The sequence below is a fragment of the Mesorhizobium loti genome, from assembly GCF_013170705.1.
In the GTDB taxonomy this organism is placed as follows: Bacteria; Pseudomonadota; Alphaproteobacteria; order Rhizobiales; family Rhizobiaceae; genus Mesorhizobium; species Mesorhizobium loti_D.
Window position 1 is genome coordinate 313,991 of record NZ_CP033334.1, and the last position, 13,425, is coordinate 327,415.

11 protein-coding genes are annotated in these 13,425 nt (G+C 65.0%); 5 read left to right on the forward strand and 6 right to left on the reverse strand.

Translation table 11 applies throughout. The annotated features are described in order from the left end of the window. Nucleotides 1-64: 64 nt before the first annotated feature. The 5 genes from EB815_RS01415 (at nt 65) to EB815_RS01435 (ending at nt 7,574) form a co-directional block, all read left to right on the forward strand. On the forward strand, nt 65-2,476 hold the full coding sequence (locus EB815_RS01415) for a GcvT family protein (RefSeq protein WP_056569345.1): 2,412 nt from the start codon (nt 65-67) through the stop codon (nt 2,474-2,476). An 82-nt stretch (nt 2,477-2,558) separates the two neighbouring features. Beyond that, nucleotides 2,559-3,812 carry a sarcosine oxidase subunit beta gene (locus EB815_RS01420; protein WP_056569342.1) on the forward strand — a complete coding sequence of 418 codons (1,254 nt, stop codon included), beginning with the start codon at nt 2,559-2,561 and terminating at the stop codon, nt 3,810-3,812. A gap of 78 nt (nt 3,813-3,890) precedes the next feature. After that, nucleotides 3,891-4,157: a sarcosine oxidase subunit delta gene (locus EB815_RS01425; RefSeq protein ID WP_056569339.1), complete on the forward strand. Its 267-nt coding sequence runs from the start codon at nt 3,891-3,893 to the stop codon at nt 4,155-4,157. Beyond that, nucleotides 4,154-7,039, forward strand: a complete 2,886-nt coding sequence (locus EB815_RS01430; RefSeq protein WP_056569337.1) for a sarcosine oxidase subunit alpha family protein — start codon at nt 4,154-4,156, stop codon at nt 7,037-7,039. The genes EB815_RS01425 and EB815_RS01430 overlap by 4 nt, the downstream gene beginning before the upstream one ends. Further along, a complete protein-coding gene (locus EB815_RS01435; protein WP_056569336.1) occupies nt 7,032-7,574 on the forward strand; it encodes a hypothetical protein in 543 nt (180 codons plus the stop codon). Before EB815_RS01430 ends, EB815_RS01435 begins: the two co-directional genes overlap by 8 nt. 6 nt (nt 7,575-7,580) lie before the next feature. Here EB815_RS01435 and EB815_RS01440 read toward each other — a convergent pair whose 3' ends face one another. From EB815_RS01440 to EB815_RS01465, 6 genes are all read right to left on the reverse strand, one after another. Further along, on the reverse strand, nt 7,581-8,066 hold the full coding sequence (locus EB815_RS01440; RefSeq protein WP_056569331.1) for a hypothetical protein: 486 nt from the start codon (nt 8,064-8,066) through the stop codon (nt 7,581-7,583). 118 nt (nt 8,067-8,184) lie between these two features. Next, complete coding sequence (msuE, locus tag EB815_RS01445) at nt 8,185-8,745, reverse strand: FMN reductase (RefSeq protein WP_056569329.1); 561 nt, start codon at nt 8,743-8,745, stop codon at nt 8,185-8,187. A gap of 69 nt (nt 8,746-8,814) precedes the next feature. Then, entirely contained in the window at nt 8,815-10,062 is a 1,248-nt protein-coding gene (locus EB815_RS01450; RefSeq protein WP_056569325.1) for an SfnB family sulfur acquisition oxidoreductase, read from the reverse strand. Nucleotides 10,063-10,086: 24 nt separating this feature from the next. Beyond that, on the reverse strand, nt 10,087-10,893 hold the full coding sequence (locus EB815_RS01455) for an ABC transporter ATP-binding protein (RefSeq protein WP_065005416.1): 807 nt from the start codon (nt 10,891-10,893) through the stop codon (nt 10,087-10,089). A 72-nt stretch (nt 10,894-10,965) separates the two neighbouring features. Then, nucleotides 10,966-12,303: an ABC transporter substrate-binding protein gene (locus EB815_RS01460; protein ID WP_056569319.1), complete on the reverse strand. Its 1,338-nt coding sequence runs from the start codon at nt 12,301-12,303 to the stop codon at nt 10,966-10,968. An 81-nt stretch (nt 12,304-12,384) separates the two neighbouring features. Further along, nucleotides 12,385-13,425, reverse strand: coding sequence for a branched-chain amino acid ABC transporter permease (locus EB815_RS01465; protein WP_056569316.1), 1,041 nt, complete (start codon nt 13,423-13,425; stop codon nt 12,385-12,387).

The following is a 13,425-nucleotide window of genomic DNA, read 5'->3' on the forward strand; positions in this document are numbered from 1 at the left end:
TGTACTAGACACATATGTACAATGCCAGTAGGGTGCGCCGCCATACCAGGTGGAGTGCAGCAGGATGAAATCCCAGTACAGGGCGATCGTTATCGGCGGTGGCGTGGTTGGAGCCTCGGTGCTCTATCACCTGGCGAAGTTCGGCTGGAGTGATGTCGCGCTGATCGAACGCGAGGTGCTGACAGCCGGGTCGAGCTGGCACGCGGCCGGCGGCTTCCACGCGCTGAACGCCGACCCCAACATCGCCGCGCTGCAGGCCTATACGATCGACCTTCTGTCGGAGGTCGAAAAGGAATCGGGCCAGAACATCGGCATGCACATGACCGGCGGCATCTCGGTTGCCTCGGCGCCGGAGCGCTGGGAATGGCTGAAAGCCTCCTACCGCATCTTCCAGACCATGGGCATAGACGATGTCCATCTGGTCGGCGTCGACGAGATCAAGCAACGCTGCCCGATCCTCAACACCGACGGCATGCTGGGCGGCCTTTATGCGGCACGCGAAGGCCATATCGACCCCTCGGGCGTCGTCCACGCCTATGCCAAGGCGGCGAGGAAGCGCGGCGCCGACATCATCGAGCACAACCGCGTTCTGGAGCTCAATCGTCGCGCCGACGGCAGCTGGGACGTGGTCACGGAGAAAGGCACTCTCATTGCCGAGCACGTCGTCAACGCCGGCGGCCTGTGGGCCAAACAGGTCGGCCGGATGGCCGGCATCGATCTGCCGGTTTCGCCAATGGAGCATCACTATCTCGTCACCGAAGCGCTGCCGGAGATCCAGGCGCTCGACCGGGAATTGCCGCTGATCGTCGACCTCGAGGGCTTCACCTATATGCGCCAGGAGCAGAAGGGGCTGCTGCTCGGCATCTACGAGATCAACCACAAGCACTGGAACATGGACGGCGCACCCTGGGACTACGGCATCGAGCTGATCCAGGAGGACACCGACCGCATCGCCAACGAGTTGGCGCTCGGCTTCAGCCGCTATCCCTGCCTGGAGACGGCAGGCATCAAGCGCTGGGTGAACGGCGCCTTCACCTTCTCGCCGGACGGCAATCCGCTGGTCGGCCCGGTGCGAGGGGTCCCCAACTACTGGGTGGCCTGCGGCGTCATGGCCGGCTTCCTGCAAGGCGGCGGCGTCGGCAAGTCGCTGGCCGAATGGATGATCCATGGCGAGCCGGAGGCCGACGTCTTCGGCATGGACATCGCCCGCTACGGCGATTTCGCCTCCAATCGCGAATACATCAAGCAGACGACCGGGCAATTCTATTCGCGCCGCTTCGTCATGAGCTATCCCAACGAGCAACTGCCCGCGGGGCGGCCGTTGAAGACAGCAGGCGCGCATGACGCCATGGATGCCGCCGGCGCGCGCTGGGGCAATTCCTGGGGCATGGAAGCGCCGCTCTATTTCGCGCCGCAAGGTTTCGTCGAAACACCGACGCTGAAGCGCTCGAATGCCTTCGACATCGTCGCCCGGGAATGCCGCAAGGTACGCGAAGGCGTCGGCCTGCTCGATATCACCGCCTTCTCGCGCTACGAAGTCACCGGACCGCAAGCGCAAGCCTGGCTCGACCGGTTGCTTGCCTGCGCCCTTCCCAAGCCGGGCCGCGCGAAACTCGCGCCCATGCTGGGCGAAAACGGCAAGCTCAAGGGCGACCTCACAGTTTTCAACTGGGGTGACGGCAGCTGGTGGATCATGGGGTCCTACTATCTGCGGCAATGGCACATGCGCTGGTTCGAACAGCATCTCGGCGAGGGCGTCGCCGTACGCGACATTTCGGACGCGGTCGTCGGCTTTTCGCTCGCCGGCCCCAATGCGCGCCGTCTGCTCGAACGGCTGACGCACCAGGATGTCTCGCACCAGGGCTTCGGTTTCCTCACCTGCAAGGCGCTGGATGTCGGCCTGGTTCGAGCCAAGGTCGGGCGGCTCTCGGTCATCGGCGAGCTCGGCTACGAAATCCATTGCCAGGCCAATGAGCATGCGGGGCTACGCCGGGCGCTGCTTGCGGCAGGCAGCGACCTCGGCGTCACCGAATACGGCTTCGGCGCGGTCAATTCGCTGCGGCTCGAAAAAAGTTTCGGCATCTGGTCGCATGAGTTCACGCAGGATTACACGCCAGCCGAGACCGGCATGGACCGCTGGATCGCCTTCGACAAGGGTGACTTCATCGGCCGCGAAGCGGCGCTGAAAGAGCAGCAGGCCGGCGCCAGGCGCGCGCTGGTGACGCTCGAGATCGACGCCGCGGATGCGGACGCCAGCGGCTACGAACCGGTCTGGGGCGGAGGCAAGCTTGCCGGCTTCGTCACGTCCGGCGGCTATGGCCATACGGTCGGCAAGAGCCTCGCCATGGCGCTTGTCGATGGCGATGTCACCGATGTCGATACTGAGTTGACAACCCATATCGTCGGCGTCGAAAGAGGTGCGCGCGTCATCGCTTCGTCGCCTTACGATCCACTGGGCAAGGCGATGCGGGCATGACCGATCGAACCGGTGCCGTCCATGCGGAAGACCATGCCATGAACCACGCTCGCTCCCCGAAATCAGGCCTGTCCGGCACGCCATGACCAGACGCTATTCCGCCCTGTCGCTGTTCAAGGAAGGCCTGGCGGGCCAGACCGGCTGGAAGCAGGCCTGGCGCTCACCCGAGCCGAAGCCGTCCTATGATGCGATCGTCATCGGCGGCGGCGGCCATGGGCTGGCGACGGCCTATTACCTGGCCAAGAATCACGGCATCGCCCGGGTGGCCGTGTTGGAAAAAGGCTGGATCGGCGGCGGCAACACCGGCCGCAACACCACGGTGGTACGCTCCAACTACTATTACCCGGAAAGCGTCGAGCTCTACGGGCTGGCGCACCGGCTCTATGAAGGCCTGTCGAAGGACCTGAACTACAACGTCATGCTGTCGCAGCGCGGCATGGTCAATCTCTGCCATTCGACCGCCGAAATGGAGATCGGCGCCCGCACCGTCAACGCCATGCAGATCAACGGCATCGATGCGGAGCTGTTTTCGCCGGAGGATGTGCGTCGCGTGGCGCCGATCTACAATTTCTCGCCGGATGCGCGCTTTCCCGTGTTCGGCGGCATCTGGCAGGGCCGCGCCGGCACGGCCCGCCACGACGCCGTCGCCTGGGGTTATGCCCGGGCGGCGAACCGGCTCGGCGTCGATATCATCCAGAATTGCGAGATAACCGATTTCATCGTCGAGGGCGGCCGTTGCCGCGGCGTCCAGACGACACGCGGCGCGATCCGTTCCGAGCGCATCGGCATGGCCGTGGCCGGCCATTCCTCGGTGCTGGCGGCCAAGGCCGGTTTCCGGCTGCCGATCAATTCCTACGCCCTGCAAGCCTGCGTTTCTGAACCTGTGAAGCCGATCCTCGACACGGTGGTGCTGTCGCCCGGCTGCGGCGTCTATGTCAGCCAATCGGACAAGGGCGAGATCGTCATTGGCGGCGGGCTCGACCGCATCCCCTCCTACGCGCAGCGCGGCAATTTGCCGACGCTGGAAGCCGTCATTGCCGGACTGCTGGAGATGTTCCCGATCTTCGGCCAGTTGAAGCTGATGCGGCAATGGGCCGGCATTGTCGACGTCGTGCCGGATTCCTCGCCGATCATCGGTCCTTCGCCACTACCCAATTTGTTCCTCAATTGCGGCTGGGGCACGGGCGGATTCAAAGCCATCCCCGCCGGCGGCACGCTGCTGGCAAACCTGCTGGCCACGGGCAAGCACAATGATATCAGCCGTCCCTTCGATCTCGACCGTTTCGCCAGCGGGCGGCTGATCGACGAAGCGGCCGGCTCCGGCATCGCGCACTAATGCATGTCGCCCAAAAGTGTGCAGCGGTTTTGGGGCAACGACATGCATCGCGCACTGAGACAAACACTAGAGGCAATCATGCAGCTTTTCCCATGTCCGTTCTGCGGCCCGCGCGACGAGACCGAATTCCACTATGGCGGCGATGCCGGCAATGTCAGGCCCGATGGCGCCGACGTGCCGATCGAGCGCTGGGCAGATTACCTCTATCTGCGCGGCAACCCGAAGGGCGCGGCACGCGAAATCTGGGTGCACATGAATTGCGGCGAGTTCTTCGTCATGGAACGTGACACGGTCACGCACAAGGTGCTGTCCTCGACCGCCCTTGGCGGGGAGCACGCCGCGTGACCGCCTCGCGTCTTCCCACCGGCGGCAGCGCCATCGACCGGTCGCGCCCGATCCGATTCAGCTTCGACGGCGCAACCGTGGACGGCTTTGCCGGCGACACCATCGCCTCGGCACTGCTGGCCGGCGATGTCGCGGTCGTCGGCCGCAGCTTCAAATATCACCGGCCGCGCGGCATCTGGGGCGCCGGCGTCGAGGAGCCGAACGCGCTGGTCGACATCGGCGGCCCCCAGGCGAAACCGAACACGCGCGCCACGACCGAGCCGGCACGCAACGGGCTGGTGGCGAAAAGCGTCAACGCGACGCCCAATGCGCTGGCCGACCGTAACGCCTTCCTCGACCGCTTCTCCCGTTTCATTCCGGCGGCGTTTTACTACAAGACCTTCATGTGGCCGGACTGGCACATGTTCGAGCCGCGCATCCGCGCCATGGCCGGACTGGGCAAGGCCGACACCGACTGGACATCGCCGGGCACGGCTGACCAGATCAACCATCATTGCGACGTGCTGGTTGTCGGCGCGGGACCGGCCGGATTGGCGGCGGCCAGGCTGGCGGCAGGTGCAGGCCTCGCCGTCACGCTGGTCGACGACCAGCAGACGCCGGGAGGATCCCTTGGCCACCGCGCCGGCGAGATCGACGGCAAGCCGGCTTCCGTCTGGGTCGAAGAGGCGGTTGCGGAGCTTGGCACGGGCGGTCACCTGATCCTGGCAGCGACCACCGCCTTCGGCATTTACGACCACAATCTGGTCGGGCTGAACCAGCGGCATTTCGATGGCCGGCGCGACACGCTGTGGCGGGTCCGGCCGCGCCAGATCGTGCTGGCGACCGGCGCCATCGAACGACCGCTGCCCTTTGCCAACAATGACCTTCCGGGCATACTGTCGGCGGACGCGGCACTTGCCTATCTCAGGCGCCATGCGGTGCTGGTTGGACGGCGCATCGTCACCGCCACCAACAATGACAGCGCTTACGAGGTCGCTGGCGCGCTGGCCGACGCCGGCGCAGAGGTAACGCTCGTCGACATCAGGCGTGACGGCATGCCCGACGCACCGGCCAAGGTACGGCTGGTCAAAGGGAGGGCGCTTGCTTCCGCCAGGGGCAGACTGCGGGTCGAGGGCGTGACACTGGATGACGGCACCAGGCTCGATGCCGATTGCGTGCTGGTCTCGGGCGGCTGGACGCCGACCATTCATCTCTTCGGCCAGGCCAAGGGCAAGCTGGCCTGGAGCGACGCACGCGCCGCCTTCCTGCCAGGCGATCCGGTCGACGGCATTTCGGTGGTCGGCGCCGCGGCTGGCGCGATCTCCTTGTCGGAAGTGTTCGCCGGCTTGGAGAAAGCCGTTGGCTTGCCGGGCCAGGCGAAAGCAGCCGTGCCGCGCAGCACGGGACCGGAAGCAACGGGCGGCGTTGCCGCCGCCTGGCCGGTGCCCGGTTCGAAAGGGCGCATCTGGATCGACTACCAGAACGACGTGACGGTAAAGGACGTTGAACTGGCGGCGCGCGAAAACTTCGTCTCGGTCGAGCACCTGAAACGCTACACCACGCTCGGCATGGCAACCGACCAGGGCAAGACCTCCAACCTGCCCGGCCTGGCCTTGATGGCCGGCATCACCGGCCGCACGGTGCCGGAAGTCGGCACCACCACCTACCGTCCGCCCTTCACGCCGGTGCCGCTGGCAAGCTTTGTCGGCGCGCGCGTCGGCGAGCTGATGGCACCCGTGCGCAGGCTGCCGCTGGAGGCCATGCACCGCGCCGGCGGCGCCGTCTTCCAGGAATATGGCGGCTGGCTGCGGCCGGCCCATTATGGCGGCCGCGGCGCCGACGCGGATCGCGCCATCCAGGACGAGGCGTGGCGCGCGCGCCAGTCGGTCGCGCTGTTCGACGGTTCGACGCTGGGCAAGATCGAGGTGATCGGCCCCAAGGCGGCCGAATTCGTCGATTTCCTCTACTACAACACCATGTCGACGCTGAAGCCGGGCCGCTGCCGCTACGGGTTCATGCTGTCGGAGAACGGCGTAGTCTTCGATGACGGCGTGCTGGTTCGGCTGGACGAGCATCGCTTCGTCGTGTCGTGTTCATCCTCGCATGTCGCTGCCGTGCACGCGCGGCTGGAGGAATGGCGCCAGGACCGATTTGGCCGCGACGCGGTCTATATCCACAACGCCACATCGGACATGGCGACGCTGACCGTTTCGGGGCCGAACGCCCGCAAGCTGCTCCAAGCACTCAACCTCGGCCTCTCGCTCGACGAGGCCGACCTGCCGCACATGGCGATCGGCCATGGCAGCTATGGCGGTGACGAGGTCCGCGTCGCCCGCGTCAGCTTCACCGGCGACAGGAGCTACGAGATTTCGATCCGGGCTGACCGCGCCGAGCCCTTGTGGGCACATCTGCGCCAGGCCGGCCAGGCGTTCGACGCCGTCACCATCGGCCTCGAAGCGCTGATGATCCTGCGTGCCGAAAAAGGCTTCATCGTCATCGGCAAGGATACCGACGGCACCACGCTGCCGCACGATCTCGGCAGCGAAGCGCCCCGCACCAAACGCCGGACCGAATATGTCGGCCGTCGCTCGCTGTTCACCGAGGAGGCCTCGCTCGGCGACCGCCTGCAGCTTGTCGGACTGACAGTGCCGTCTGGCGAAGCGCCGCTACCGACCGGCGCCCACGGCATCAAGCGGAGCGACGGCAGACTGCACAGCCAGGGCTTCGTCACCTCGAGCTACCAGAGCCCGACGCTTGGCCGGCCCATCGCGCTCGGCCTGATCGAGCGCGGCGCGGCCCGCCACGGCGAGACGATCGAAATCCAGCATCTCGGCAAGGTTCGGTCGGCAACGATTGCCGCGCCTTGCGCCTTCGACCCGGCAGGAGAGCGGCTCCATGCGTGATCTCGCGGAAAAATGGTCTGTCGCGCCGGACTGGCAGAGCGCCACGATCGAGGTGCCGGGGCTCAAGATAGGCGCGATTGCCGGATTGCACCAACGTCTGGTCAGCGGCGACCTCGCGGCGTGGGCCGAAGCATCCGGCTTCGATGGAGCGGCCGCCGGTGCGTTCGGCCTGGCCGAGGGCGCACGCTATTCGGTTCGTCTGGCACGCGACCGATTGCTTGCCGTGTCGGCCACCCCTATCGGCATGGCCACGGGGTGGTTCAGCCAAGGGTTCGGGGTGACAGAAATCAGCGCCGGGCTACAGGTGTTCGAGGCAGAAGGCGCGGCGCTTGACGCTTTCATCGCGCGTGGAACGACGCTCGATCCCGGACAACCGAGCGCCAGTGCGGCACTGTCCTTCGCCGGCATCAACGCCATCGTCTATCGCCATGAAAGCAAGCTGCGCATCCATGTCGACCGCGGTCTCGCGGCCTATCTCTGGACGTGGACGGAGCAGGCTGCCGGCCACATCGCGGCGGAAACCAGCCAGCCATGATCACGCTCAGAGCGTGAACGACCAGAACAGGCAGGCCAGCGTCGCGGCGGCGAAGACCACGAAGAACAGGCTGCGCAACAGCACGTTGCGGCGCAGTTCGTTCATGACGAAGTGGCAGCCGACGACCGCCACGGCAAACAGGAACCGCCAGTTCAGCAGTGCCCACAAGGCGCTGCCCTGGCCGAAAGCCCATCGGGCGAGAAGGCCGCCTACGATGGTGGCGAACAGCACGATCACCGTCCAGAAGATCGCGTCGGCGGCATGGGTGAGAACGATGCTGGCCGCGCGGATCGGCAGGATCATCATCAACAGCGCGCTGAAGAAATAGACGGCCGCGAGCGGAATGAACGTCCCGGCATCGGCGATGCCGTCGAGGCGCCTGACGCCGATCGCACCATAGGGATAGCCATGCCGCGCCACCGCCAGGCTCAACGCCATCAGCAAGGCGGTCAGCACCGCGACGAGTGCGAAGGTCGTGAGGGCTTTGCTCATGGTGTTCCTGTCCCGGACGAATCAGACAGGAACCTTGTAGCGGGCGGTCGTAAATTGCACGTAAGCGGCGGTGTCGCCCATGCGGATTTCGACCTTCGCGCAACCCTCTTCGCGGCTGCTACTCAGCAGCGATCCTGCCTGCCGAGCGGTTGGCAAGCACAAAGCCGACCTCGTCCACCGCCTGCGCCGCGCGCTTCAGGATGGCATCGGAGCGCAGCACGCCGTCGGTGAAATCCTTGTCGGTGGCGTAGACTGCGGTCGGCAGCGTGAAGGCCTCGAAGAAGCCGAACAGCGGCCGCAACTGATGCTCGACGATCAAGGCATGGCGCTCGCCGCCGCCGGTCGCGGTCAGCAGGATGGGTTTGCCCCGCAGCGCCGCCGGATCGATCAGGTCGAAGAAGTGCTTGAACAGGCCGGTGTAGCTGCCCTTGTAGGTCGGCGAGCCAACCACCAGCACGTCGGCGGCGAGGATCTGGGCCAGGATCGGTTGCGCCTGGCCGTCGAGGTCGCGTGCCCATCTTGCCGTGCCCAGCGATGGGCCGACATCCTCGATGTCGTAGGTGCTGGCCGACAAGCCATGGCGCGCGGCGATGTCCTTGGCCACGAAATCGACGAAGGCGCGCGTCTTTGACGGCCGGGTGATGTTGCCGGAGAAGCCGACGACTGTTCGGTTTGACATGGTGACTGGGCTCTCTTTGGTCTTGATGGTCGAAATCTTGGAGGGCAGCGGCCTGCCCCCCGGTGGGAATCAGCTCCAGGCATGCAGCGGCGGGTTTTCGCCGTTGAGGAAGTATTTGCCGAGGATCGAGTACTTCCAGCGTACCGGATCGTGCAGCGTGTGGGTGCGGGCATTGCGCCAGTGCCGGTCGAGATTGTGCTCGGCCAGCGTCGAACGCGTGCCGGCCAGTTCGAACAGCTTGTTCGTCGCGGCGATGGCGATCTCGGTCGACAGGATTTTCGCCTCGGCGGTGACGATCTGCGCATGCGCCACCGTCTCGGCGGTCGGCTCGGCCACCGCGCGGTCGATTGCCAGGCCGGCTTTTTCGAGCAGCGCCTGCGCGGCGTGCAGGCGCAGCGTCAGGTCGCCGACCGCCTGGATGGTGTAGGGATCGTCCCAGGCATTGTCGACGCCGCTGTCGATCCAGGCGCGGCTTCTGGTCCTGACGAAGTGAACGGTCTCGTCGATCGCGGCTTGCGCGATGCCCGTGTCGACCGCCACCTGAATGATCTGGAAGATGGCGCCGTCAGCCGTCGGTCTGTCATAGCCCTTGTAGCCGGGCACGAGATGCGTCTTCGGCACCTTGACGTTGTCGATGATCACCGTACCCGACAACGTCGTGCGCTGGCCGAAGCTCGACCAGTCGTCGATGACCGTCAGGCCAGGCGCGCCACGATCGGCTATCGCGTACCAGGCGCGGCCCTCGTCATCGAGCGCCACGATCGGCACCAGATGGGCGAGCAGCGCGCCCGAGGAATAGAATTTACGGCCATTGACGACGACATGGTCGCCGGCATCGGTGAAGCGGGTCTCGAAATCGGCGGCGCGCTTGGAGCCGAATTCGGAAAAGGCGTTGCCGAACCGCGTGCCCTTCAGCGCTTCGGCAAACAGCAGTTTCTGCTGTTCCGCATCCGACACGGTGCGGATAGCCGCAATGACGCCGAGATGGTTCTGCGCGATCTGGCCGATCGAGGAATCGGCCGCCGAGATGATCTCGATCACCTTGGCCAGCGTGACGTAGGACACTTCCGGCCCGCCGAATGCCTTGGGCACATTGATCGACCACAGGCCGCTTTGCGAAAAGGCGTCGAGTTCGGCGACCGGCCAGATGCGCTCACGGTCGCGCTTGGAGGACTCCTTGAGGAATTCGGCGGCGAGCGCATGGGCGACCGCGACCGCCTCGGCGTCATCCCTTATGATGTGTGCCGGCTCCGACGGCCTTGCGACCGGCGGCACGGCGGCGGAGGCGTGGTCTGTCTTGACGGTCGAGACGGTCATTTCACTGCTCCTTCGAATTTCGTTTCAGGCAACGGCATGGAGATGGGCTGGTTTGGCAGCCGGCGACGGCGGTTGGCCGGTGGTCGATTGACCGAGATAGAAGGCGCGCACATCCTCACGCTGGCGAAGATCGGCAGCAGCGCCGGAAAGAACGGAGACGCCGTTTTCGAGCACCGTGGCGTGGTCGGCGTATTTGAGAGCCACCGCCGAGTTCTGCTCGGCGACCAGGATCGACAGACCGGTCTCGCGGTTGAGTTTTCTCAGCGTCTGAAAGATGTCCTGGACGATGAGCGGCGCGAGCCCCATTGACGGCTCATCGAGAACCAGCAGACGCGGCCGCGACATCAGCGCCCGGCCGATGGCCGTCATCTGCTGCTCGCCGCCGGAGGTCAGGCCGGACAAAGTCCGGCGCTTTTCCCGGAGACGGGGAAAACAGCCATAGATGCGTTCGAGGTCCGCGTTGATCTCGGCCCGGCGGCCGCTGCGGCCGATGCCGCCGGCGACCAGGTTTTCCTCGACGGTGAGGCTCTTGAAGCAGTGGCGGCCCTCGAGCACCGGGACCAGGCCGGCGCGCACGAGCTCGCCCGGCTTGCGGCGCGAGACATCCGAGCCTTCATAGCGGATGGTGCCGGCATTGACCTGGCCGCGCTCGGCGGGCAGCAGGTTGGAGACAGCCTTCAGCGTCGTGGTCTTGCCGGCACCATTGGCACCGAGCAGCGCCAGGATCTCACCGCGCCGGATCTCAAAACTGACACCGTGCAGCGCCGTGATGGCGTGGTTGTAGGTGGCATGGATCGTGTCCACCGCAAGGATGACGTCATTGTCCGGCATGAGCTCTTCTTTCGCGGTTCGAGGAACCGTAAAGGGCCGGGCGCCCTGTCCGTGGCGCCCGGCATTGGCTGATCAGTTGGTGGTCACGGCGTTGGCATCATCGGCGGTGCGCAGCTTGATGCCCTTCTCCTTGGCATAGGCCTCGGCGGACTTTTCGATGATCGGCCGCAGCAGCGCCCAGTCCGGAGCGATCCAGTCGGAGACGACGTTCCACTTCTTGCCGTCCCACTGCTGGAAGGTCACGTAGCCCTCGCCTTCGTGATTGTCCCAGCTGACGTTGATCGAGTGGAACAGGTCCTTCGCGCCGAGCGCCTCGACCTTGGCCGGATCGAGCTTGAGGTGTTCAAAGCCCCAACGGACTTCGTCTCCGGTCAGCGTGCGATGACCAAACTTCTCCTGCGCGACGCGGATCGCCTCGACATTGAGGATGCCGTTGACGATGCCGAGATTGTGGTAGACCGAGCCGATGCGCGACTTGTCTTCCAGATTGCCCTTGCCGGCGCCGTAGACGGTCTTCACGATCTCCTGCACCACCGGATAGGTGTTGCCGGAAGCCTGGGTGGTGATGGCGGTGTAGCCCTTGGCGGCGTCACCGGCGGGGATGACATCCTCTTCCGAATTCGACCAGACATTGCCGACGATGTGGTCGACGGGATAGCCGACCTTGACCGCCGTCTTCAGCGCCACCGGGTTCATCACGCCCCAGCCGCGCAAGACGACGAAGTCCGGCTTGGCGCGGCGGATGGTCAGCCACTGCGACTGCTGCTCGTTGCCGGGATGCGGCACCTCGATCTGCTGCACGGTGAAGCCGTATTTCTGCGCCAACAATTCATAGATCGGGATGGTTTCCTTGCCGTAGGGCGAGCCGTGATAGAGCACGACGATCTTCTTGCCCTTGAGCTTGTCGATGCCGCCTTCCTTGGAGGCGATGTAGTTCACGATTCCCGAAGTCTCGCTGTAGGGGTTGAGCAGCAGCGGGAAGACATAAGGGAAGACGCGTCCATCGGTGGAGTCCGTGCGGCCATGGTTGACCGTGATCAGCGGCACCTTGTCTGCGGTGATGCGGTCGATCATCGCATAGGCGATGCCGACCGAAAGCGGGTTCCAGGCGGCGGCACCGGCATGGCTCTTCTGCCGCTCGTAGCATTCGACGCCGCGCTCGACCTCGTACTGCGTCTCGCATTCATCCCAGGTCAGCTTGACGCCGTTGACGCCGCCATCGCGGATGTTGATGAGGTTGAGATAGTCGATGAAGCCACCGAAGAAGCCGGTGCCGCCGGCCGCATAGGGTCCGACGCGGTAGCTCTGCAACGGGAAATATTGTTCATCGGCGTGGGCGGCGGGCAAGGCCACCGACACGATCATCGCCGCGGACAGCGCCGCCGCCTTGATTGTGCTGAGAAAGGTCATTGTCAGGGTACTCCCGGTGTGGGCCGTGTCGGGTTCGGCCTTTGGCTCATTTTCAAATGCAATTCACTTCAGACGCGCGGCTCAGGTCGACTGCCAGGCGAACAGGAGCCGTCTTCGGACCCTGTCCCACAGGGCCACCAGCCCATCGGGTTCAAGGATCAGAAACAGGATGATGAGCGCGCCAAGCACGATGCGCTGGCTCATGTCGAGCACGCCCGAGTCAAAGACATCGCCAAGCAGGAAGCCGCCGAGGCGCGATAAGCCAAGCGGGAAGACGACGATGAGCGCGGCGCCGAAAAAAGCGCCACGGATCGAAGCCAGGCCCCCGATGATGATGATGAACAGGATCTGGAACGAGCGGTCGAGATCGAAGCCATCCGGCTCAACGGTCCTGAGATAGGCGAAGGCCCAGATGACGCCGGCGACGCCGATGATGAAGGAGGAGATGGCGAAGGCCAGAAGCTTGGTCTTCAACACCGGTATGCCGATGATGCGGGCGGCGGTCTCATTGTCGCGGATGGCGATGAAGTTGCGCCCGGTCTGCGACGAGACCAGCCGATAGGCGAGGAAGGTGAGAACGCTGACGATGGTGAGCGCGAAGAGATAGCGGCCGACGGCGCCGTCGAAAGCGAAGCCTGAAATCGACAGCTTGGGCGCGTCGATGACGCCGGACGCCGAGTCGTTGGAGAACCAGCTGAACTTGGTCAGCGCCCATTGCACGAAGAACTGCGCGGCGAGCGTCGAGACGGCGAGATAAAAACCCTTCAGCCGCAGGCTGGGGAGGCCGAAGACGATGCCGATCGCGGCGGCGACAATGCCGGCCAGAAAGATGCTGCCGATCAGCGGCAGGCCCTCGACGCGCAGGTTGAAATTGTAGGCGGCGAAGGCGCCGGCCGCCATGAAGGCAGCACTTCCAAGCGAAACCTGGCCGGCATAGCCGGTAAGGATGTTCAGGCCCACGCCGGCGAGGCTGAGCGCCAGGAACGGCAGCAGGATGGCCTCGAAAAGATAGCTCGAGCCGATCAGCGGCACGACGCCATAGGCGAAGGCGAGCAGCAGCACGGGCACGATCCATTTCGGCAGGACCGGCGCCTCGGAGAAATCGCTTGTGATCGCGGCCAT